The organism is Acrocarpospora macrocephala, from assembly GCF_009687865.1.
GTDB lineage: Bacteria > Actinomycetota > Actinomycetes > Streptosporangiales > Streptosporangiaceae > Acrocarpospora > Acrocarpospora macrocephala.
The window spans coordinates 75738-98116 of record NZ_BLAE01000042.1; the positions used below are offsets into that span (position 1 = coordinate 75738).

Here is a 22379-nt window from a genome sequence, read left to right on the forward strand (position 1 = left end):
TTGACTAAAGTGAGAGTGGTGACGGCAGAAGTGACGCAAAAGCTGCGCTCGGACGCCCGCGACAACCGCCTGCGCATCCTCGCGGTCGCCCGCGCGGCCTTCGCCGCCGAGGGCCTCGACGTGCCGATCCGGGAGATCGCCCGGCGCGCGCAGGTGGGTGCCGCGACCGTCTACCGGCACTTCCCGACCAAGGAAGCACTGTTCACCGAAGCCTTCGCCGAGCCGATGGCCACCTGCTCGGCGATCGTCGCGGAAGGTATGGCGGCGGCCGACCCGTGGCGCGGATTCAGTCTGGTGATCGAGAAGCTCATGACGGTGCACGCCCTCGACCGGGGCTTCTCCCGCGCGTTCACCTCGCGGCTTCCCCCGGCGGTCGACTACTTCACCGCGGACCGCGACCGCACGCTGCGCCTGCTGCTCCAGCTCATCCGGCGCGCGAAGGAGGCGGGCGACCTGCGGGCGGATTTCGTCCTGGAGGACATCGTCCTGGCCATGATGGCGACCGAGGGCATCCGCGCCGAATCATCCGAGCTGAAAGTGGCGGCCTCGCGCCGCCTTGCCGCCCTGATGATCCAATCATTCCGGGCGAACCCCGTCCCGACGCCGCTTCCGCCGGCCGTCCGGCTGCCGCTCTCCGCCCGCTAGTACGGGGGGAAACTGTCCGCGAGGAGGGCTAGGCCTTTGTCGATGTTGTCGGGGTGGATCAGGCCGTAGCCGAGGATCAGGCCGGGTTGGGGGTGATCGGTGTAGAAGGGGGCGATGCTGTCGATCGCCAGGCCGGAGTCGCGGGCGCGGGAGACGACGGTGTCGAAGTCCACCGTGGAGCCGGGGGCCGGGAGGGCGCACAGGTGGAGGCCGGCGGCTGAGGGGATCGGGGTGAGAGTGCCGGCGAAGCGGGTGTGCAGGGTGGTGAGGATGGCGGCGCGGCGGGCGGCGTACTCCTGGGTGGCTTTGCGGATGTGGCGGGAGAGGAGGCCTTCGTCGATGAAGGTGGCGAGGGCGCCCTGGGTGGTGGGGTCGCCGTGCCAGTCGGTGAGTTGCCTGGCGGTGCGGAGGGCGGGCTGGAGGGAGGCGGGGGCGATCAGGAAGCCGAGGCGGAGCGTGGGGAGGAGGGTCTTGGAGAAGGAGCCGACGTAGATGACGCGGCCGCAGGCGTCGAGGCTCTGCAGGGGTTCCAGGGGGCGGCCCTCGAAGCGGTACTCGCTGTCGTAGTCGTCCTCGACGATGACGGCGTCGTGGCGGGCCGCCCAGGTGAGGAGGGCGGCGCGGCGGGAGACGGACATGGGGGTGCCGAGGGGGAACTGGTGGGAGGGCGTGACGTAGATCAGCCGGGCGCCGTCGGGGAGGGCGGCGACGTCCAGGCCCTCCTCGTCGACGGGGACGGCGGCGACGCGGGCGCCGAGAGAGTGGAAGAGCAGGCGAGCGGCGCGGTAGCCGGGTTCCTCGATGGCGACCAGGTCGCCGGGCTCGATCAGGACGCGGCCGATGAGGTCCAGGGCCTGCTGGGCGCCCTGGGTGATCAGGACGTCGTCGGCGCCGGCGCGTACCGACCGGGAGACGCCCACGTAGCGGGCGATGGCGGCGCGCAGGCCCGGGTGCCCGGCGGGGTCGGCGTATCCGGGGGCGCCGACGTTGGCCCGGCGCAGCTCGCGGGCGACCATCCGGCGCCAGGTCTCCAGCGGGAACAGGGCGGGATCGGGGATGCCGAAGCGGAAGTCGTACCTGGTGGGGATCTTCCCGGCGGGGGCGGGTACGGCCTCGCGGACCAGCGTCTCCCACAGCGGCCGCGGCCGCAGGCCCCGGCCGGGGGGCGCGGCCCGGGGGCGCTGGTGGATGTGGTGGCGCGGGCAGACGTACGTGCCCGCGCCGGTCTTGCCGACCAGGAAGCCCTCGGCGGTGAGCCGGTCGTACGCGACGGTCACCGTGTTCCTGGACACACCCAGCCGGGTGGCCATCTCCCGGGTGGGCGGCAGCCGCTCCCCCGGCCGCAGCCGCCCGTCCAGGATCGCGTCCAGCAACTGGCGGTAGATCCGCGCGGCCAGGTCCCCGCGCCCGTTGAGCCCGACGTCGAACTCCACGCCCGCCCCCTCCATTGGCCCAATCATTTCTCCCAATATTGGACCTTACACTCAGCCAATACCCCCATTAAAGTGATCATTACTCCCGATTTCACCACCAACAGGAGGAAATATGCCAGAAACTACAGCGGACATGTGGTTTGACCCGGTTTGCCCATGGGCGTGGATCACCTCCCGGTGGCTGCTGGAGGTCGAGCAGGTCCGTGACGTGCGGATCCGGTTCCACGTGATGAGCCTGGCGGTCCTCAACGAGGGCCGCGACGAGCTCCCGGAGCGCTACCGCGAGTTCATGACCACCGCCTGGGGCCCGGTCCGGATCGCCATCGCGGCCGAGCAGAAATACGGCGGCGACATCCTGCGCGACCTCTACACCGCCTTCGGCACCCGCATCCACCACGACAAGATCCCCGTCGGCCCCGACCTGTACGCGGCCGTGCTCGCCGAACTAGGCCTCCCGGAGGACCTCGCCGACGCCGCGGACAGCGACGCCTTCGACGAGCAGCTGCGGGCCAGCCACCACACCGGCATGGAACCGGTCGGCTACGAGGTCGGCACTCCGGTGATCCACGTCCCCGGCCCGGACGGCGAGCTGATCGCCTTCTTCGGCCCGGTCGTCACCCCGATCCCGCGCGGCGAGGCCGCCGGACGCCTCTGGGACGGCGTCCTGCTGGTGGCGGGCACCGACGGCTTCTTCGAGCTGAAGCGGACCAGAACCCGATCACCGGAGTTCCACTGAGCATTGATCAGCGTTCCGCCCGCAGGGCCGCGATCAGCCATTCGTACGCGGCCGCGGCCGGCGGGAACGGCGGGTGGCCGTTGAGGACGCCCATCAGCCGCCAGTACCGCTCCACCCGCACGTCGGTGAAGGTCGCCAGCTGATCGGCCAGCGCCCGCCGCTCGGCGACCGCCAGCCCGGGATCGAGGATCAGGCCGACCACCTGCTGCGCCTGCGGCGAGCCCGGGTCCGTCCCCGCGCCGAGCGCGGCCCCCGCGTGCTCAAGGACCGCCTCACTGTCGACGGCAGCCGAGGTCCCGCCCGGCCGCGTGCCCGCCTCGGCCATCTCCCGCACGCGCCGCTGGAACCCCTCGTCACCAACCAGTTCGGCCAGCTCAACCCAGGCGTCCACCTGCTCGTCGGTCGGCTCATCCGGCAGTTCGGCCGGCATCCGGCGCATCGCCTCCGCGATCCGCGCCCCGGGCGCGGCCGGATCCAGCCCCGCGAAGGCGCGGTCCACGAATCCGTCGATCAGGTGCTGCCGCTCGCGCGCGGACAACCGGGCCATCTTGTGCATCAGTCTCATCTCCTCGGCGTCGCTTCCTCGTCGAGCGATCGACCGCAGCACCGCGCGCTTCAGCCGCAGGGCCCGGATCTCGGCGTCCAGCGCGTCGGCGTGCGCGCCGGCGATCTCCGCCACGCTCTCCTGCCGCCGCACCACTCGGACCACGGTGCCCAGATCCAGCCCCAGCTCCCGAAGCGTGCGCACCAGCTCCAGCCGCGCCACCGCGGCCACGTCGTACAGCCGGTATCCCCCGGCCGACCGCCGCGTCTCCGGCAGCACACCTTGATCGGACCAGAACCGGATGGTACGCACCGACAGCCCGGTGCTACGAGCGAGCTGCCCAATGGTGAACAGCTCGGTACGTTCGCTCACGGATCCAGCCTCAACCCTCCACCTGCTGGAGACTCAACCGTTTTTCATGAGGTCTTCGAGCACCTCCTGCGCGGTCTGCAACTTCAGCCGCCACCCCCGATCGACGTCCTCGCCGAGCCGGGCGGTGATCTCCTCGTTCACCACCCGCAGACAATCACCGAGTTCATGCGTCCCCATACCTCCACAATCGACCGGTGAGTCCCATCACCACGTCATGATCGGGTCAACGCTCGGCCACGCCCAGCTGCCGTTCCGCGGCGTCGACCGTCTGGGCCAGCAGCACGGCGATGGTCATGGGGCCGACCCCGCCAGGAACCGGGGTGATGAGGCTCGCGCGGGTCTTCGCGCTGTCGAAGTCGACGTCACCGACGTTCCCGGCGTTGTATCCGGCGTCGATGACCACGGCCCCCGGCTTGATGTCATCGCCGTGGATGAAACGCGCCCGGCCCACCGCGGCCACCAGCACGTCGGCCTCCTTGACGATCGAGCTCAGGTCTCTGGTGCGGGAGTGGCAGTAGGTGACGGTGGCGTTGCGGTCCAGCAGCAGCATCCCGGCAGGCTTGCCGAGGATCGCGCTGCGGCCCACCACGACGGCGTGCTTGCCGGTGAGGTCGACGTCGTAGGCGTCCAGCAGCCGCATGATGCCGCCCGGCGTGCAGGACTGGAAGCCCGGCAGCCCGAAGCTCATCGCGGCGAAGGAGTGCATGGTGACGCCGTCGACGTCCTTCTCCGGGGCGATGGCCTCGAACGCGGCCCGCTCGTCGATGTGCTCCCCGACCGGATGCTGCAGCAGGATGCCGTGCACCGCCGGATCCTCCGAGAGCGCGGTGATGGCGCCGACCAGCTCCTTGGTCGTGGTCGTGGCGGGAAGTTCCACGTGCCGGGACAGGATGCCGGCCTTCGCGCTGCGGGAGCGCTTCATCCGCACGTACGTCACCGAGGCCGGATCCTCGCCGACCAGCACGGTCGCCAGGCACGGCGCCTGGCCGGTGCTTTCGGTGAGGGCGGCCGCTCTCGACGTGCACTCCTCGACGATCCGGCCGGCGAGTCCGGCGCCATCCATCAAACGGGCGGTCTGCGTCACGAGTTCTCCTGGACATGGCTGCGTGCTGCTGCTTGTGGCCCAGGCGCACGGCACTTCCCGAGAACGGCGGCCGCTCCCCGGTGGTGCTCCACCTCAGCGCCAGTCACGGCCTACGCCTCACAGTAGTGGAGCCCGCCCCGGCGAGCACAATCCGCCGGGCCCGCGTCAGCGGTTCAGTCGCCGGCCAGCCGGGCGGCCCGCGCCTGAAGGTAGCGCCGCTCGGGCAGGCTGGTGGTGCGGCGGGCGGCCTCGCGGTAGCGGGCGCGGGCGGCGGGCAGGTCGCCGGACATCTCCAGCAGGTGCGCGCGAACCGCCTCAAGCCGGTGGTGGCCGCTCACCCGCGTGTCGCCGTCCAGGGATTCCAGCATGGCCAGGCCGGCGGCGGGCCCGTGCACCATGGCCACGGCGATCGCCTGGTTGAGGGTCACCATGGGGCCGGGTGACAGGCGGGCGAGCAGGTCGTACAGGCCGAGGATCTGCGGCCAGTCGGTGTCCTCGGCGCGCGGGGCCTCGTCGTGCACGGCCGCGACGGCGGCCTGCAGCTGGTAGGGCCCGAGCGGGGAGCGGCTCAGCGTCGAGGTGAGCAGCTCGACCCCGGCCGCGATGGCGGCCCGGTCCCACAGCCCGCGGTCCTGGTCGGCCAGCGGGATCAGGCCGCCGTCCGCGGTGGTGCGGGCGGGACGGCGGGCGTCGGTGAGCAGCATCAGCGCCAGCAGGCCGGTCACCTCCCCGTCCTCAGGCAGCAGCCGGTGCACGGCCCGGGTCAGCCGGATCGCCTCCCCGGTCAGCTCGGCGCTGGCCAGCTCGGGGCCCGAGGTGGCCGTGTAGCCCTCGTTGAAGATCAGGTAGAGCACGTGCAGGACCACGCGCAGCCGTTCCTCGCGTTCGCCCTCGGGCGGGAGCCGGAACTCGCTGCCGGTGGCCTTGATGCGCTGCTTGGCGCGGCTGATGCGCTGCGCCATGGTGGCCTCCGGGACGAAGAAGGCGTGCGCGATCTGGGCCGTGGTCAGGCCGCCGACGGCGCGCAGGGTGAGCGCGATCTGCGACGGCGCCGAGAGGGCCGGGTGGCAGCACAGGAACAGCAGGGTCAGCGTGTCATCCTGGCCGGACATTTCGGAAATGTCGGTTTCGATGGGGGTCATCGCGGCGAGGGTCTGCTCCCGGCGGGCGCGTGCCTCCTCGCTCCGCCACTGGTCGGTCAGGCGGCGCACCGCGACCGTGATCAGCCAGCCCTTCGGGCTGTCGGGCACGCCCTCGCCGGGCCACTGCACGGCCGCCGCCAGCATCGCCTCCTGGACGGCGTCCTCGCAGGCGTCGAAGCGGCCGTACCGGCGGATGAGCACGCCCAGCACCTGCGGCGCGAGCTCGCGCAGCAGCTCCTCGACCACGGGGGCGCTTTTCACCCTGCCGATCGTAGGGCCTCAGGCGGATTTCTCCCGGTGGCCGGAGGCGCGGTGGTCGCGGGGGATGAGGGTGGGGTTGACGTTGTCCAGCACCGTGTCGCGGGTGACCACCACGCGGGCCACGTCGTCGCGGCTGGGCACCTCGTACATGACGTTGAGCAGGACCTCTTCCAGGATGGCGCGGGTGGCGCGGGCGCCGGTGCGGCGCAGCAGGGCCTGCTCGGCGATGGCGGCGACGGCGTCCTCGGCGAACTCGAGTTCCACGCCGTCCATCTCGAACAGCCGCTGGTACTGCTTGATGAGCGCGTTGCGCGGCTCGGTGAGGATGCGGGCCAGCGCGGTGCGGTCCAGCGGCTGGAAGGTGGAGATGACGGGAAGCCGCCCGACGAACTCCGGGATGAGCCCGAATTTCACCAGATCCTGGGGCATCACGTCGGCGAGGCCGTCCTTCTTCTCCCGGGTGCGCAGTGTCGTCCCGAACCCCGCGCCCTTACGCCCGGCCCGCTGCTCGATGATCTTCTCCAGGCCCGCGAACGCGCCCCCGACGATGAACAGCACGTTGGCGGTGTCGATCTGGATGAACTCCTGGTGCGGATGCTTGCGCCCGCCCTGCGGCGGCACGCTCGCCGTGGTGCCCTCCAGCATCTTCAGCAGCGCCTGCTGCACGCCCTCCCCGGACACGTCCCGCGTGATCGACGGGTTCTCGCTCTTGCGCGAGATCTTGTCGATCTCGTCGATGTAGATGATCCCGGTCTCGGCCCGCTTCACGTCGAAGTCGGCCGCCTGCAGCAGCCTGAGCAGGATGTTCTCCACATCCTCGCCGACATATCCGGCCTCGGTCAGCGCGGTGGCGTCGGCGATGGCGAACGGCACGTTCAGCATCCGCGCCAGCGTCTGCGCCAGGTACGTCTTGCCGCTGCCGGTCGGCCCGATCAGCAGGATGTTGGACTTGCCGAGCTCGACCTCGTCCCCGGGCTTCCCGGCCTGGACCCGCTTGTAATGGTTGTAGACGGCCACCGACAGGGCCATCTTCGCGCGATCCTGACCTATCACGTACTGCGCCAGGAAGTCGAAGATCTCGCGCGGCTTGGGCAGCTCGGGCCGCTCGGACCCGGCCGACTCCTGCCGCTCCTCCTCGATGAGCTCGTTGCACAGCTCCACGCACTCGTCGCAGATGCAGATCCGGCCAGGCCCGGCGATGAGCTTCTTGACCTGCTTCTGGCTCTTCCCGCAGAACGTGCACTTCAGCAGGTCGCCGCCCTCACCCATGCGCGCCACGAGTCTCCTCAAATGATCCCATCATCCAGATGGCGACGGTATCTTGGATACGAGGGTACGGCAACGCGGCACGAAAAACCGGGACAATCCGGCAAGGAGGACGATTGGGTCGGCTCAGCCGGGCGCAACTTCAGGCACGCAACCGGGACAAGGTCCTCACCGCCGCCCGCCAGGAGTTCGCCGAGCGCGGCTTCCGCGGCGCCAAGATCGACCTCATCGCCGACCGGGCCGGATTCACCCGCGGCGCGGTCTACTCCAACTTTCCCGGCAAGCGCGCCCTCTACTTCGCCGTCCTGGCCGACCTCGCCGAACAGGGCCCCCGGGTGCCGCCGCCGGAGGCCGTCCGCGACGGGCGGGAGGCGCTCGCGGCGCTGGCCAGGGCCTGGCTGGCCCGCCTTCCCCTGCCCGATGAACCCGAATCGGCCCGGCTCACCCGCGACCTGCATCCCGAGATCCTCGCCGAGGAGCGCACCCGCCGGCCGTACGCGCAGTTGCTGAAACTCGACGCCATCCTGCTCGGCCTCGCCCTCGAACGCCTGGAGGGTACGTCCGGCCGGCGGGTCCGGCTGGCCGGGACCGTCCTGGCGGCCCTGCACGGCGCCCGCCAGCTGTCGGCCGCCGCGCCCGGCTTCGTCGAGCCGTTCGACGTGGTCGGGGTGTGCGAGCGGCTGGCCGGGCTCGATCTCGGCGACTGGTGGCCCGTGCTGCCCTGGATTCCCGCCGTACGGGCCGTGGACGAGGCGTGGGCGGCGCCGTACGCGAAGGATCTGCTGAGCGGCGGGCCCGCGCGGCTGGACCGGGACGGGGTGATCGCGGTGCTCGGCCTGAACCGGCTCGAAGCCGTCGAGGAGGCGGTGCGCGCCGGGTCGCCGGTCACCGCGATCCTCGTCACCGGCGATCCCGACGAGCTCGCGCCGCTGGCCCGGCTGGTCGTGGCCGAGCTGAGCGCCTGCCTGCGCGAGGCCTTTCCCCCGGCGGCCTGGCCGGACGTGCGGATCGTGGTCGATCAGGGCGAGCTCGCCGCGGCCGTTGGCCTGGCCGAGCCGAGCGACGACACCGAGCTCGCGCTGCGGATCGGCGGGGGCAGGGTCGTGCTGCGCGCCGAGGGCCGGGGCGCCTGCCATGTCGCCGCCTCCGCCCAGGACGATCAGGCGGTGACGGCCGTCGTCACGCCCACCGGGAGCCAGTGAATGCGGCTGCGGATGTCCTCCGGGGCGCGGGCGAACTCGCGTTCCATCGCGTCGCGGCCCTGCTGGAAGTGGCGCCAGCCCTCGTAGTGGATCGGGATCGCGGTCATCGGGCGGATCAGGCCGCAGAGTTCGACGGCGTCGCGGGCGGTCATCGTGTAGCGGATCGGGCCGGTGATCGGGAAGCGCACGCCGCCCAGGTGCAGTAAGGCGGTGCCGACCTGGAAACGGCCGGCGACCTGCCGCACCCCGTCGTAGAGCACGGTGTCGCCGGAGATCCACAGCGCGCCGTGGCGCTGGCCCTTCCAGGTCAGCGCGAAACCGATCACCTCGCCGGTGAGGGGGCGGCTGAGTGGCGGGCCGTGCCGGGCCGGGGTGGCGGTGATCTCCAGCGTCGGCTGGCCCGGCGCCTCCAGGCGCGTCGCCGCCCACGGCTTCAGCCCGCGCGCCCGGCCGCCCAGCCGCCGCGCCCCCGACACCGTCGTGATCACCACCCGCGCCGACGGCAGCAGCCCGCGCCCGGCCTCGTCCAGGTTGTCGCCGTGATGGTCGTGGCTGAGCAGGACCGCGTCGATCGGCGGCAGCTCCGAGGCCGGGAGCGCCGGACCGGCCACCTTGTGCGAGCTCGTCCCCAGACCGAAGAAATAGCGCCGCCCGGGCGGGTCGAACGTCGGGTCGGTCAGCAGCCGCCACTCCCCTACCTCGATCAGGGCCGTCGGGCCGCCGATGTGGGTGATGCGGACCTCGCTCATGCGCGGCTCTCCCCTTGGAGGATCCAGCTGGTACGGGCGGCGCGGGGCCGCCACACAGCCGACGGTACTTGTTGGTCAAGCCAACAGCTCAGACACGGGCATAGACCACGATTTACCAGCTCGGTATAGGTCTGCGGCGGCCCGGGCGGGCGTGCGGCACGGCGGCTGGCGGGTGGCTGGCGGAATTTCTCCGGATTTTTTTGGATTGGCCGCGAATGCGCAGGTCAACGGTCCGATTCCGGTTGGTGTCGCCGATCACGCCACTGCTGAGGAAAGCGTGTTTCCGCAGGTCAGGCAAAACGTGAATGTATGTTACACGTTTGCCAAAGCGGCTTTGACTGGTCAAGGATGGATTAACTCCACCAAACAGCCCCGACCAGGGCTTTCTTCGCCATGCCCACACTTTTCACCCCCGAGGAGGGGCGATGATCCATGCCCGCGGACTGACCCGCAGCTTCAAGATCAAGGGCGGCGCCGTCGAAGCGGTGCGCGGCATCGACATCGACGTCGAAGCCGGACAGCTGGTGGCGTTTCTCGGCCCGAACGGGGCGGGCAAGTCCACCAGCCTGCGCATGCTCACCTCGCTGCTGCCGCCGACGTCCGGGACCGCCACCGTGGCCGGTCACGACATCGTGAAGAACCCCGGCGCCGTACGGGCCCGGATCGGATACATCGGGCAGAAGAACGGCGCCGGGGAGAACTTCCGCGTCCGCGACGAGCTCGTCACCCAGGGCCGCTGCTACGGCCTCACCCGAACCGAGGCCCGGGCCCGCGCCGACGAGGTCCTCGCCCAGCTGGACCTGGAAGCGCTGGCCGTCCGGAAACCCGGCACGCTCTCCGGGGGGCAGCGCCGCCGCCTGGACATCGCACTCGGCCTGGTGCACCGGCCCGGGCTGCTGTTCCTGGACGAACCCTCCACCGGCCTGGACCCGCAGAGCCGCGCCAACATCTGGGAGCACATCCTCCGCCTGCGCGCCGACCACGGCACCACCCTCTTCCTGACCACCCACTACTTGGAAGAGGCCGACAGCATGGCCGAACGCGTGATCATCATCGATCACGGCCGCATCATCGCCGACGGCACCGCCGCTCAGCTCAAAAGCGACCTCGCCGGCGACCGCATCACCGTCGCCCTCGCCACCGAATCCGACACCGCCCGCGCGGCCGCCATTGCCGAACGCATGACCGGCTCCGCGCCCACCGTCACCGGCGACGTCGTCCAGCTCCGCGTGCCCCATGCCGGCGCCGCACTGCCGGAATACCTCCGCGCCCTGGAATCAGCCGGAACAAAAGCCACCGCCGCGGAAACCTCCCGCCCCACCCTGGACGACGTCTTCCTCGCCCTCACCGGCCGCAGCCTCCGCGAATCCGAAACCACCAACCCCACCTCAGCCGACCCCACCGATCCTGCCAAGGACAAGAGCACCACCACTCCCACACCGGTCTAGAACCCCCGCGAGCGGCCTAACCCGCCAGAACCGCGCGACGCCGCCTTCATTCACCAGAATCGCGCGAGCTGCCTTAACCCGCCAGAACCGCGCGAGCGGCCTTCAGTCGTCAGAACCGCCCGAGATGCCTAACCCGCCAGGACCGCGCGAGCCGCCTTCAGTCGTCAGAACCGTGCGAGCCGCTCTAACCCGCCAGGACCGCGCGTTGCCCGCTGGATCCGGCCGGGGATCCCTCACCCTGGCGCGCTTCCCGGAATCTCAGACTTGGCGCGATTCCGGAATCCCCGATCAGCCGAAACCCCCCCATTGAAGGGATGACCATGCCATTCGTCCGTGACACCGTGACCGTTTTCCAGCGGGAGATCGCGCCTACCTTCCGCGACCCGCTGGGGCTGCTCTTCACGATGATGCAGCCCCTGCTGTTCCTGTTCCTGTTCGGCCCGCTGCTGTCGGGCAACACCGACCTCGGCGACGCGCCCTGGCAGTGGTTCGTCCCCGGCATCCTGATCATGATGTGCCTGTCCGGCCCGATGATGGCCGGATACATGCTCCTCGTCGAGCTGATCGGCGGCTCCATGGAGCGCATGCTGGTCACCCCGCTCAACCGTACCGCGATGCTGATCGGCCGCACCCTCAAAGAGTTCGTCGTCCTACTCGCCCAGTCCGCGCTGATCATCGGCCTGTCCATCCCGCTGGGATTCCAGCCCAACGCCGCAGGAGTCCTGGCCGGGCTGGCCCTGCTGATCGTATTCGGCATCGGCCTAGGCGCGCTCTCCTTCGTCCTGGCCATCGCCTCAGCCCCCGGCGGCGAACTCTTCTACGGCATCACCCAACTCGTCATGTTCCCCCTACTCCTGCTCTCCGGCGTCCTGCTCCCCGTCAACGCCGGCCCCGGCTGGCTCCAGACAGCCGCCGCCCTCAACCCCGTCACCTACGTCGTCAACGCCGAACGCGCCCTCTTCGCCGGCTCCTTCACCGACATCTCCCTCCTCCACGGCCTACTCGCCGCCACCGCAGTCGCCACCCTCGGCCTAACCCTGGGCACCCGCGCGATGCGCCGCGGCATCTGACCGCCCCTCAGCTACCTGGTCGAGCCCAACCGACCGCAGGCTGTGGGCCTCCCGGCTGGTCCAGCCTTCGGTGACGTAGACGATGTCGGTTCTCGACGGCTTTCAGGCCAGTTCGACGTGATGAGAGCGCGCGCCAGGCTGGCAGAAGACCAGCATGTTCTCCGCTTCGGTGATGAGTTCCTTGCGGACCGAGGCGGAGAGTTGCTGGAGTGGTTTCAAGGTGAGCGTGGCCGCTCCTTTTGTTAACTCGATCGACCACATCCCGGCGACCATCCCGTCGACCAGGAACGTCGGCTTGAGCTGGCCGTTCGCCTTGACGTACACGATGTCTCTGAACTGCTCGGGAAGAATGCGGGTGCGCCGCTTCGGGGCGTACGCCAGCAAGGTGCTGTCGAACCATGGGAGCAGCCGCACCGGAGCGGGGACGTCCGGATCGGGCCGGGGAGCCTCGGGCAGATCGTAGAGGATCCGCCCGGTCTCATCGGCGAACCTGACGAGCCCGTCCATGCGCTCGAGCGCGACCCGCACCGGAGTGATGTTCCAGGCGATCCAGCTGGCCACATCCTCAGCCGCGGCCGGACCGAACGCCCGCAAATGGCAGCGGATCACGCTGTTCAGGGCCGCCGCGACATCCGTCTCCTCGGCCCCGGGCGCGGTCACGAAATGCGCGGGCGTCCTGGCTCCCCAGGTCCCGTCGGCGGGCACCCGCACGAACCGCGCCCGCATCATGACCGCCAACCACTTGTACTCCCGCTGCCGCACGGCCTCCTCCGCGCTCACCCCACCCGGGTTCCCCGCCACCCACGCCTCAACGAACTCCACCAACTCCGACGCCGGCCGCGCCGTCACACCATGCGCCTTCAACTCGGCCGTCAACTCCCCCACCCCCGGCCCGGGATCAGGCCCCGCCCACCATTTCCCCGCGTTCGACGCCGCCGCGACGGCCGCATAAGCCGCATACTCCCCCGCCGTAACGGTATGAATGGTCCCCCGCAGCAACGTCCCCGTCAGCAACTCCCCCACGTCATGCGCCAGAAACGGCCCCTCCGGATGACACCCCTCCATCCGGCTCCACAAAGCGGGCCGCAACGCGGGCCAGTACTGCATCTGCAACGCCCCCACCGCCGCCACCACCGCACCAACCGGCCCCGCCAGCCGATCGAGCAGCCCCTGCCTGGCCAACAGCGCCCGATTCAACGCCCGCTCATCCATCACCCTCACACTCACCCGCGCAGAATAGGCCGCCCCACCGACAGAACCAGCACCCTGTGCCGGACCGCGGAGAGTAACCCGGCCACCTGCTCATCCTGTTGGGTGCTCTAGGGCCCGGGTCAGTGGGCGGCGATTATGTCGGTGGGCGCGTCTACGTTTGGTCTATGGCCGTGCTCACGCTCCGGGAACTCAATCGGGCCACGCTCGCCCGGCAGTTGCTGCTGCGCCGGTCGGACATGGGTGTCGTGGCGGCGTTGGAACATCTGGTTGGGTTGCAGGCGCAGACGCCGCACTCCTGGTATGTCGGGCTGTGGTCGCGGCTGGCCGGGTTCCGGGCGGAGCAGGCCGCGGATCTGCTGCTTGGCAGGGATGCGGTGCGGATCGCCGTCATGCGTTCCACGATCCATTTCGTGACCGCGCGCGACGCGGTGTGGTTGCGGCCTCTGGTGCAGGTGGTCATCGAGCGCAGCACCAACGGTGCGTTCGGCAAGCATCTCAAGGACATCGATCGGGAGGCCTTGACGAAGGACGGGCGGGAGTTAGTGGAGAGTGCTCCGCGCACTCCGTCCGAGCTGGGCAAGTTGCTGGCGGAGCGGTGGCCGGGGCGGGATCCGGCGGCGCTCTATCAGGCGATCCGGATGTGGCTGCCGCTCGTGCAGGTGCCGCCGCGCGGCGTCTGGGGCCGCAGCGGCGCGACCTCCCACACCACCACCGACGCCTGGCTCGGCCGCCCCTTGGCCACCGACGCCACACCCGACGAACTCGTCCTGCGTTACCTGGCCGCGTTCGGCCCGGCCTCGGTGAAGGACATCCAGACCTGGTGCGGCCTGACTCGCCTCGCCGAGGTGACCACCCGGCTCGGCGACCGCCTCATCCGATTCCGCGACGAACAGGGCCAGGAGTTGTTCGACCTCCCCGACGCCCCACGCCCGCCCGCCGACACCCCGGCCCCGATCCGTTTCCTCTACGACTACGACAACCTGCTGCTGTCCCACGCCGACCGCACCCGCTTCATCACCCCCGAATACTTCCGCCAGGGATTCACCGACAACGGCCCGATGCCCAGCATCATCCTGATCGACGGTTTCACCGGCGCCCACTGGCGAATCACCCGGCAGCGCCGCACCGCCACCCTCCACATCAAACCCTTCGCCCCACTCGCCCCCGCCGACGTGGCGGCGATCGAAGAGGAGGGCGCCCGCCTCCTGGCCTTCACCGAACCCCGCACCACCACCCACGACATCCAGTGGCTCCCCCACTGACCGGTCCAGGCACACAGGGGTGTCGCAGTCGGCGAGGCGGATGATGTTGATTCCGGCAGTTCTCTTCTCGCCTCCCTCTTGGCGCAGGTGTGGCGAGGATCACCGCCAGCGTGAACGGCGCCGGATAACGGGGGGCTACCCGCTGGCTGGCTCGTTCTGGTCGGTGTGCTAATTCGCTGGGGCGTGGATTCGGTAGAGGACGTGTCTGCGTTGGGGGCTGTTGTCGGGCAGTGCCGGGTGGTCGAAGTCGTCGGCGGGGTCGTGGGTCATGCCGATGCGGCGCATGACCGCGCGAGAGCGGATGTTCTCCGCGGCCGTGAAGGAGATGATCTCCCGTAGGTCGTGCCGCTCGAAGCCTTCCGCCAGGACGGCGCGGGCCGCCTCGCTCGCGTAGCCGTACCCCCACGCGGAGCGGGCCAGTCGCCAGCCGATCTCCACACCGGGGCGGAAGCCGGGGACGGCCAGGCCGGTGAAGCCGATGAACTCGCCGGTGGCGGCGATCTCCACCGCCCAGAGGCCGAACCCGCGCGCCTCGAATCCGGCTTCGATCCTGTCCACCAGCAGGTCGCTCTCCTCGCGGGTCAATCTGGCGGGGAAATGCTCCATGACCTGAGGATCGGCGTTCAGCGCGGCGAACGGCTCACGATCAACGTCCCGCCAGCGCCGCAGGATCAGCCGTTCAGTCGAAAAGACCATGAGCCCATTGTCGTTCACCACGGCCCCTGTGTCATTTGAGATAACCACAAAAGGGATTACTAACCAGAAAACGGACTCCAAATCGTTGGTGACGACGACTGTTCCGTTACGGCCGCTCGGCGGCGAGGGCGGCGACCGGCTCGTAGTCGCAGGTGTACTCGTAGTCGCAGGTGTAGGTGACGCCGAGAATGGCCACCACGCCGATGGTGTTCTCGTCGACGTGTCGCGGAGCTGATTCGGCCAGCAGCTTCATGGCCGTGGAGGGGCAGTGGATGTGCGGGACAGTGGATGTGAAGGTGCGCGGGAGATCCTGGCCGGAGCCGGGCAGCCCTCTCGCGGCTAGACCGGGGGCGCGAAACACCGCTACCGGGATGTCGTGCGGGAACAAGGGGTCGGACCGTGTGGTTAACTACATATGCCGGTGTGGATGTGTCCCCCGGGCCGCATTTACCGCCTTCACGGAATACCGTTCGGCTGGAGCCGTGTTGTGCATCTCGCCGAGGAGGCGACCACCACACCGGCCTGAACGTTGGAGTGCCTCGCCCTCGGGCGGGGCATTCTGCATTTAACCCCCAGCCTGCTCAACCCGCCCATCCACCTGGACCACAGGGTGAGAAACCCGGCCAGCGGAAGCGTCGGCCAAACCCGGATCGGCGCAGGCTCCATCGGCCACAAGGGCCTGAGCAGCCCGATGTGGTCGCCGTCGAGCCTTGATGGCTCGTCAGTAACGCGGTTACTCAGGTGGGGCCTGAGCAGTCGCGCAGGATGTCATCTGCTGGGGATGGCGATGCGGCAACGACGATCTTTTGCTTTCGGGTCAGGGGATCATCCTGGTGGCTCAGCCTGCCTCGGTGAGGATCAACGTGTGGGGAACTACGCTTGATCTGGTCGCCTAGCGGAGGAGTATCTGTGTTCTACCGTGTCGCCAAGTTTCTCAGCGTTCCCGCGGTTCATCTGGTGTGGCGGCCGAGGGTCGAGGGGCGGGGGCATGTGCCCGAGCAGGGGCCGGCGATTCTGGCGTCGAATCACCTTTCTGTGCTCGATTCGTTCTTTCTTCCCGCGTTGCTGTCGCGGCGGGTGACGTTCGTGGCCAAGAACGAGTACTTCACGTCGGGGAATCCGATCATGCGCATGATCATGCAGGGGAATCTGGCCATAGACCGGGACAGTGCGGGGGCGGCGCAGGAGATGCTCGACGCGGCGGCGGGGGTTCTGAAGGCGGGCGAGCTGTTCGGCATCTACCCGGAGGGGACGCGGTCGCCGGACGGGCGGTTGTACAAGGGCAAGATCGGGGTGGCGTGGCTGACGTTGACGACGGGGGCGCCGGTGCTGCCGGTGGCGATGCTGGGGACCGATCGGGTCCTGCCGCTGGGTGCGTCGGTGCCGCGAATCCACCGGATCGGGGTACGGATCGGTGAACCCATGACGTTCACCGGCGACCCTGGCCGGGCCCGCGACCGGCGGCAGGTCACCGACGAGGTCATGGCGGCCATTCAGCGGCTCTCCGGCCAGGAGTACGTGCCTTCGTACGCGAAGCGTCCAGGAGTGGATGCCCCACCCACCCACCCTTGATCGTGTTGCGCCTCCGCCCCGATCCCGCTTCGCGCACCCAAATCCCGCTTCGCGTTCACGCGACTCACGCCAGCATCCCGCTTCGCGCGAGCCGCACGCCAATCCGCTTCGCGTTCGCGCGACTCACGCCAGCATCCGGCTTCGCGCGAGCCGCACGCCAATCCGGCTTCGCGTTCGCGGCCCAGGCGCTGGCGTCTCGCGCAAACCACGCGTTCGCACCGCAACCACCGATGCCTGGCGCAAACCACGGGTTCGCGCCGCAACCACCGATGCCTGGCGCAAACCACGCGTTCGCCGGCGTGGTCGCTGACGTCTGCGCAAGCACCTTGGCGATCCCGGTTCGTGCCGGTTCTCCTGCGATCTCGCTTCGCGGTGGCCTTGGGGGATTCGCTCCGCGTGTGCGTGCGCTGAGCCCGGGTTCGGGTGGCGGACGATGGAGTCTTTCGGAGTGGATCTGTCTTGCGCCCGTCCTTGACCCGTAGGCTTCCGGTCTGCCAAAAGCCAGAAAGGTAACGAATCGGGCGCGCTAAGATCTCAGGCGAGCTTTAAAAGGGGGCATAAGGTGCGTGGACGGACGATAGCGATCACGTCGGTGGCGGTAGTTGTGGTCGCTGGGGGTGCCGGTGGGGGCGCGTACTACCTGCTGCACACTCGCGGCACACCCCAGGAGACCGCCCAACGCTTCGCCGCCGCGTGGACGAAAGGCGATATGACCGCTCTGAAGGCCGAACTCGCCGCACCGGCGACCGGCGAGTTCGACGCCGCCTATGCCGAACTGACCAAGAACCTGAACGCCACAGGGGTCACGGTCAAGCTCGGCCAGGTCACCGAGACGGGTGACGACAAGGCGACCGCCGCCTACACGGCCACCGCCGCTCTCAAGAACATCGGCGACTGGACCTACACCGGCAGCCTCGACCTCACCGTCGCCGACCGCCAATGGAAGGTCGACTGGAGCCCAGCCGCCGTACATCCCTCCCTTAACGGCACCAACCACCTCAAGCTCAAAACCACCTGGCCCAGCCGAGCCGCCGTCACCGACGCCGCGGGCGCTCGCATCGACGGCACCGACGTCGGCGGATCCGTCCAGCAACTCGTCGGCTTCCTCGACAAGGCCACCGACAAGGACGTCAAGAAGCTCGGCCCGGCCTACCGCGCGGGGCAGGCCGTCGGCCGTGGCGGGCTCCAGGAGACCTTCCAGAAACGTCTCGCCGGAACGCCTACCACCGAGGTCATGGCCGGCGACGACAGCCTGACCACCATCGAGGGCACCGACGGCAAACCCCTGGCCACCACGCTCGACATGAGGATCCAGCAAGCCGCCGCCAACGCCGTACGCGACATGGAAAAGCCCACCTCCATGGTGGCCATCCGACCCTCCACCGGCGAGATCCTCGCCGTCGTCAACAACCAGGGCGGCTTCAACCGCGCCCTCGACGGCCGCTACGCCCCCGGCTCGACCTTCAAAACCGTCACCGCCGTGGGACTCCTCACCGCCGGGGTGACCACGGCCGACCAGGTCACCTGCCCCAAGAACGTCAACGTCGGCGGCCTCAAGATCCGCAACAGCGACCATGCCGCCTACGGGACCCTCAGCTTCCTCGACGCCTACGCCCACTCCTGCAACACCACGTTCGCGCCCCTCACCAAGCAACACCTCAGCGCCAAAGCCCTGTACGACACCGCCACCGCGCTCGGCTTCAACCAGCCCCTCAACATCGGCGTCCCCGCCACCAAAGCCAGCTTCCCCCGCGCCACCAGCGACGCCGAACTCGCCGCCGAATCCTTCGGCCAGGCCAAGATCACCGCCAGCCCGCTCGTCATGGCCTCCGTCGCCGCCGCCATCGCCGACGGCTCCTGGCGCCCGCCCACCCTGATCCCCAACCTCAAACAGAAGGCCACGGAACAGCCGCTCCCCGACGGCGTCGCGGACCAGATCCGCCCCATGATGCGCGCCGTCGTCACCAAGGGCACCGCCCAGGCCGCGGGCCTCCCCTCCGGCACGTACGGCAAGACCGGCACCGCCGAATTCGGCAGCGGACCCGTACTCGAATCCCACGCCTGGTTCCACGGCTACCTCGGCGACCTCGCCTTCGCGGTCGTCGTCGAAGGCGGCGGAGGCGGCGGCAAGATCGCCGCACCCGTGGCGGCCCGCTTCCTCAACGCCCTCTGACCCAGCGGCGCGGGCTGATACCAATCAGCACGCGCGATTTCAATCATTCGGCTATAGCGCGCCAGAATTCTGCCGTTAATTCCCCAAAGTGGAACGGAATTCAAGCACTCCCCGGAAGGGCGAAGACGCACAACATGCGCGTTTCCATAGCCATCGCAGGTCCAGACCCTCACCCGTACCATCAGAGCGAACGGCGCCCAGCACACCTCGCCTACCGGCGAATACCGCGCCTGCTCGGCCGCCTCCAGCGAATAGCGGCCGGTTAGAAGACCAGCGCCGCCGCCGCGTCATGCCGGAACGCCATGACCAGCAATGTGGCGATCAACGTCGCGATCAGCAGCCAGCTCACCGCGATCACCACCGTCGAACGCCGCGGCCGCCTGCGCCTTCGACGATCACCCCGGCGCCGACCGTGTTCCCCGCGCTCCACGCGCTCATTGAACGACTCCAGGCGGGCGGCGAGCCGCGGATCCTCATCGCTGAGGTGCCGCTCGATCATCGCCAGCATCCGCTCCTCGTCCTGCGACCAGGCCATGGCGCACCTCCCCGGGATGCAAGGTGTGTGCCGACGTTCTGCCCAACCATGAAGATCGTTAGCCGTTTGCTGGCCGGGTATTTACCAGCCGTTGGCCAGCACCGGCAACTCCCCACGAACCCCCGCTGAAGCCTTGAACAGCCAATATTCCCCGCGAACCACTCGACAGGCCGATAAATCCGCTGATCAGGGGATCAATGTGACCCACATCACATCAACAACTGGGGCGGTCCCGCCGTCCTAGGGAAGAAGGGTCCGCACACGACTGGGGGAAACAGTTGTCGATCTCGGGGGCATTACGACGCGCCGCCATCACCATGCTCGAAAGACGAGACCGGAGACGCGCCAGAAACGCACCGCCACCTGACACCCGCGAGATCCGCATCCTGCTCCTCCACGCCAACGGCATGGGCGGCACCATCCGCACCGTATTCAACCTCGCCGGGCACCTCGCCAAAAGCCACGATGTCGAAATCGTCAGCGTCGTCCGCGAAAGCCCGCAGCCATTCTTCGACGTCCCGCCCGGCGTCCGCGTCCGCTACCTGGACGACCGCGTCAACGGCAGAAAAGGCCTCCTCAACCGTTTCCGCAGCCGCCTCACGCCGCCCGACGAAACCGCCTACCACTGGCTCACCCTCAAAACCGACCTGGCTCTCCTCCGATATATCCGCGGCCGCCGCCGCGGCGTCCTGATCGGCACTCGCCCCGCCCTCAATCTCCTCATCGCCAGGACCGCGGGACCGGAAATCATCACCATCGGCCAGGAACACGCCAACCTCGCCGCCCACCAACCCCAAACCCGGAAACAAATCCTCCGCCGGTACGGCAAGCTGACCGCCCTCATCACCCTCACCCAGGCCGACCTGCACGCCTACCGGAAAGCCCTCAAACACGCGCCCGCCCATCTCGCCCAGATCCCCAACGCGGTCACCCGCCTTTCCGGCCCGGACGCCCACCGCACCGATCCCATCGCCGTCGCCATCGGCCGCCTCAACCACGCCAAGGGTTACGACCTGCTCATCCGTGCCTGGGCCCACGTGCACCGCAACCACCCCGACTGGACGCTACGCATCTACGGCCGCGGCCCCCGCCACGACAAACTCCAGGAATCCATCGACAAACGCGAGCTCACCGGGAGTGTCCACCTCATGGGCCCCGCCGAAGACGTCGGCGCCGCCCTCGCCGACGCCGCCATCAACATCCTCAGCAGCCGCCGCGAAGGCATGCCCATGACCATCCTCGAAGCCATGAGCAAAGCCGTCCCCGTCATCGCCTACGACTGCCCCACCGGCCCCGCCGAAATCATCACCCACGGCTACGACGGCCTCCTCGTACCCCCCGAAAAGATCCACGCCCTCGCCAACGCCATCACCACCCTCATCACCGACCCCGACCTCCGCACCAAACTCGCCACCCAAGCCCAAACCACAGCCGCCCAATACAACATGTCGGTCATCGGCCCCCGCTGGGACAAACTCCTCAACCAGCTCAGCCACCCCTCCCCGTGAGTCGTGTGGTGCCTGTACTGAGGGCGGCTGCGAGGACGCGCGCGACCGGACGGGGAGATCTTCGGTGTCCGGCCTTGACCTGGGCAGATGGCAGCAGGTTTCCTGAAATGGAAGGCACCTCGTTCGGTGAGGCGTCTGTGCGGATACAGGCCGCTGACCCCACGACATCGAGAGATGCCCAGGGTCAGGACAGGTTTCCCCGGCTTAAGGGGTGACCCCAGGTGGCTTCCCGGGTACGGGATCACGCCGCGCAGTGCCAAAGCTCTTACGTGAGGGGTGCCGACCATCGATGGGCTGTTGGTCCCGGGTCACGCGTGCAGGAGTGCCAGGGCGCTCGTGCACGCCTGGGACAGGCGAAGGGCAAGGAGGTGGGCGCCGCGATGGAAGGCGATTGTCATAGTCAAGGATTTCCGTTCGTGACACCCCGCGCCCACCGGCGTCAGCGTGGCTGACTCCGCGGCAGCTCTGCGGTAGATCAAGCCTGGGTGCTGGCCGCCGTCTCGCTGGTGCGATGCCGCTGCGGGGCGTCCCCCTTCAGAGAGGAAGGCCGCCATGACCATCACGATCACGCTGCCCCGTCTGCCAGCCACCGCTGACCTGGGTCGGGCACTGCGTACGCTGTGGCCGTGGGCCACGATCGCGCTGCCGGCACTGGCCGAGATCGCCGGCGCTTCCGTGCTCGTGCGCGTGATGCTAGAGGTCGCCATGCGGATGGCCGAGCGTGCCATGGGCCTGTAGCGGGCACCAGACCACGGCGGAGAGCGGCCCCCGCCCGTGTGCCTCAGATAGACGGGGCGGGGCCGCTCGCAAGGGGCAAGCACGACGGCCGCCCGTCCGTCATCACTGACGGCTCGCTGAACACGGTGCGTCAGCCCGTCGGTCGCCGACCGAGCAGTTGATGCCCGCGAAGGCCATCAGCATAGGCCCGAAGATCTGCGTCGTGTGACTGGCCGGCACGTGGCACAAACCCTCAGCGCCGAAACGGCCTGACGCCAGCACCTTGGTTCCCCACACGAAACAACAACCACAGCGCGGTGGATTTCCCACCCACCCTCCGGTTTCCCCGGCTCCGCCCACCCCCGCCGTCGCCATGACGCGATGGTTCTCCCGCCCACCCTGGGAGCATCCTCATAGCCGAGGTCGGCGAGAGCGACCGGCCCTTCCGTGGTGAACGCGCCCAAAGGACCGAGGGTGCCGTGCCCACAGCCCTGCTCACAGCCCGCTCGAACGCGGCGATCCGATGCCGATCAGCTCGTGATCTACTGCCGCTCCTTGTGATCTTCTGTGGATCACTCTCTCCGCACCCATGGAGCTGATCTAGCCGCGCTCGTGGGATCAGGTTGTCCGGTGACGTCTGCCTGCAGGCGTGTGTCGTCCTCCAGGCGCGGGGGGTGAGTTCGGGGTACGCGGCCGGAGCCGGGTGTGACACCCGGTCTATGCCGCAGTTGGGTGCGATGCCCGGGGTGGGG

The 22379-nt window shown here is 69.1% G+C and carries 21 protein-coding genes and 2 riboswitches; of the genes, 10 read left to right on the forward strand and 11 right to left on the reverse strand.

The features are described from left to right. Positions 1-18 precede the first annotated feature (18 nt). Positions 19-645 (forward strand): TetR/AcrR family transcriptional regulator, encoded by a 627-nt coding sequence (locus Amac_RS33245; protein ID WP_246268872.1) that lies wholly within the window; start codon positions 19-21, stop codon positions 643-645. Here the strand turns inward: Amac_RS33245 and pdxR are convergent. After that, the gene (pdxR, locus tag Amac_RS33250; protein WP_246268873.1) at positions 642-2105 is read right to left on the reverse strand and encodes a MocR-like pyridoxine biosynthesis transcription factor PdxR; all 1464 of its coding nucleotides are present in this window, start codon (positions 2103-2105) and stop codon (positions 642-644) included. The two genes, Amac_RS33245 and pdxR, sit on opposite strands and share 4 nt — an antisense overlap. An 85-nt stretch (positions 2106-2190) precedes the next feature. Here pdxR and Amac_RS33255 point away from each other — a divergent pair, with 85 nt between their 5' ends. Further along, positions 2191-2814 carry a mycothiol-dependent nitroreductase Rv2466c family protein gene (locus tag Amac_RS33255; RefSeq protein WP_170322787.1) on the forward strand — a complete coding sequence of 208 codons (624 nt, stop codon included), beginning with the start codon at positions 2191-2193 and terminating at the stop codon, positions 2812-2814. A gap of 7 nt (positions 2815-2821) precedes the next feature. Here the strand turns inward: Amac_RS33255 and Amac_RS33260 are convergent, their stop codons facing one another. The 5 genes from Amac_RS33260 to clpX form a co-directional block, all read right to left on the reverse strand. Next, complete coding sequence (locus Amac_RS33260) at positions 2822-3730, reverse strand: helix-turn-helix domain-containing protein (RefSeq protein WP_155358386.1); 909 nt, start codon at positions 3728-3730, stop codon at positions 2822-2824. A 33-nt stretch (positions 3731-3763) separates the two neighbouring features. Beyond that, positions 3764-3907, reverse strand: coding sequence for a hypothetical protein (locus Amac_RS33265; protein WP_155358387.1), 144 nt, complete (start codon positions 3905-3907; stop codon positions 3764-3766). A gap of 46 nt (positions 3908-3953) precedes the next feature. Continuing rightward, on the reverse strand, positions 3954-4814 hold the full coding sequence (locus Amac_RS33270; protein WP_281356373.1) for a bifunctional 5,10-methylenetetrahydrofolate dehydrogenase/5,10-methenyltetrahydrofolate cyclohydrolase: 861 nt from the start codon (positions 4812-4814) through the stop codon (positions 3954-3956). A 30-nt stretch (positions 4815-4844) separates the two neighbouring features. Next, positions 4845-4931: riboswitch (ZMP/ZTP riboswitch) on the reverse strand. Between the two features lie 56 nt (positions 4932-4987). Next, a complete protein-coding gene (locus Amac_RS33275; protein ID WP_218041440.1) occupies positions 4988-6226 on the reverse strand; it encodes an RNA polymerase sigma factor in 1239 nt (412 codons plus the stop codon). Between the two features lie 9 nt (positions 6227-6235). Then, positions 6236-7495 (reverse strand): ATP-dependent Clp protease ATP-binding subunit ClpX, encoded by a 1260-nt coding sequence (gene clpX, locus Amac_RS33280; protein ID WP_155358389.1) that lies wholly within the window; start codon positions 7493-7495, stop codon positions 6236-6238. A gap of 104 nt (positions 7496-7599) precedes the next feature. Between clpX and Amac_RS33285 the strand changes: the two genes are divergently transcribed. Next, positions 7600-8685, forward strand: coding sequence for a TetR/AcrR family transcriptional regulator (locus Amac_RS33285; RefSeq protein ID WP_155358390.1), 1086 nt, complete (start codon positions 7600-7602; stop codon positions 8683-8685). Here Amac_RS33285 and Amac_RS33290 read toward each other — a convergent pair. After that, complete coding sequence (locus tag Amac_RS33290) at positions 8643-9434, reverse strand: MBL fold metallo-hydrolase (protein WP_155358391.1); 792 nt, start codon at positions 9432-9434, stop codon at positions 8643-8645. The genes Amac_RS33285 and Amac_RS33290 overlap by 43 nt on opposite strands. A gap of 425 nt (positions 9435-9859) precedes the next feature. Here Amac_RS33290 and Amac_RS33295 point away from each other — a divergent pair, with 425 nt between their 5' ends. Both Amac_RS33295 and Amac_RS33300 read left to right on the forward strand, forming a co-directional pair. Next, positions 9860-10882, forward strand: coding sequence for an ATP-binding cassette domain-containing protein (locus Amac_RS33295; RefSeq protein ID WP_155358392.1), 1023 nt, complete (start codon positions 9860-9862; stop codon positions 10880-10882). A gap of 320 nt (positions 10883-11202) precedes the next feature. After that, on the forward strand, positions 11203-11952 hold the full coding sequence (locus tag Amac_RS33300) for an ABC transporter permease (protein ID WP_155358393.1): 750 nt from the start codon (positions 11203-11205) through the stop codon (positions 11950-11952). Between the two features lie 102 nt (positions 11953-12054). Here Amac_RS33300 and Amac_RS33305 read toward each other — a convergent pair whose 3' ends face one another. Next, positions 12055-13179 (reverse strand): winged helix DNA-binding domain-containing protein, encoded by a 1125-nt coding sequence (locus tag Amac_RS33305; protein WP_155358394.1) that lies wholly within the window; start codon positions 13177-13179, stop codon positions 12055-12057. Positions 13180-13328: 149 nt separating this feature from the next. Between Amac_RS33305 and Amac_RS33310 the strand changes: the two genes are divergently transcribed. Further along, entirely contained in the window at positions 13329-14426 is a 1098-nt protein-coding gene (locus tag Amac_RS33310; RefSeq protein WP_155358395.1) for a winged helix DNA-binding domain-containing protein, read from the forward strand. A 168-nt stretch (positions 14427-14594) separates the two neighbouring features. On the opposite strand, the gene Amac_RS33315 is transcribed toward Amac_RS33310, so the two are convergent. Both Amac_RS33315 and Amac_RS33320 read right to left on the reverse strand, forming a co-directional pair. Continuing rightward, on the reverse strand, positions 14595-15122 hold the full coding sequence (locus tag Amac_RS33315) for a GNAT family N-acetyltransferase (protein ID WP_155358396.1): 528 nt from the start codon (positions 15120-15122) through the stop codon (positions 14595-14597). Positions 15123-15228: 106 nt separating this feature from the next. Continuing rightward, positions 15229-15510 carry a hypothetical protein gene (locus tag Amac_RS33320; protein ID WP_155358397.1) on the reverse strand — a complete coding sequence of 94 codons (282 nt, stop codon included), beginning with the start codon at positions 15508-15510 and terminating at the stop codon, positions 15229-15231. A gap of 521 nt (positions 15511-16031) precedes the next feature. On the opposite strand from Amac_RS33320, the gene Amac_RS33325 reads away from it, so the two are divergent. Next, positions 16032-16694 (forward strand): lysophospholipid acyltransferase family protein, encoded by a 663-nt coding sequence (locus tag Amac_RS33325; protein ID WP_155358398.1) that lies wholly within the window; start codon positions 16032-16034, stop codon positions 16692-16694. A gap of 562 nt (positions 16695-17256) precedes the next feature. Continuing rightward, a complete protein-coding gene (locus tag Amac_RS33330; protein ID WP_155358399.1) occupies positions 17257-18867 on the forward strand; it encodes a penicillin-binding transpeptidase domain-containing protein in 1611 nt (536 codons plus the stop codon). A 262-nt stretch (positions 18868-19129) separates the two neighbouring features. On the opposite strand, the gene Amac_RS33335 is transcribed toward Amac_RS33330, so the two are convergent. Next, complete coding sequence (locus tag Amac_RS33335) at positions 19130-19402, reverse strand: DUF3040 domain-containing protein (RefSeq protein WP_155351181.1); 273 nt, start codon at positions 19400-19402, stop codon at positions 19130-19132. 317 nt (positions 19403-19719) lie between these two features. Between Amac_RS33335 and Amac_RS33340 the strand changes: the two genes are divergently transcribed. Together Amac_RS33340 and Amac_RS33345 are read left to right on the forward strand one after the other, a co-directional pair. After that, positions 19720-20910 carry a glycosyltransferase family 4 protein gene (locus Amac_RS33340; protein WP_155358400.1) on the forward strand — a complete coding sequence of 397 codons (1191 nt, stop codon included), beginning with the start codon at positions 19720-19722 and terminating at the stop codon, positions 20908-20910. 111 nt (positions 20911-21021) lie between these two features. Then, positions 21022-21193: riboswitch (M-box (ykoK) riboswitch) on the forward strand. A 269-nt stretch (positions 21194-21462) separates the two neighbouring features. Beyond that, positions 21463-21648: a hypothetical protein gene (locus Amac_RS33345; protein ID WP_155358401.1), complete on the forward strand. Its 186-nt coding sequence runs from the start codon at positions 21463-21465 to the stop codon at positions 21646-21648. Positions 21649-22379: the final 731 nt, after the last annotated feature.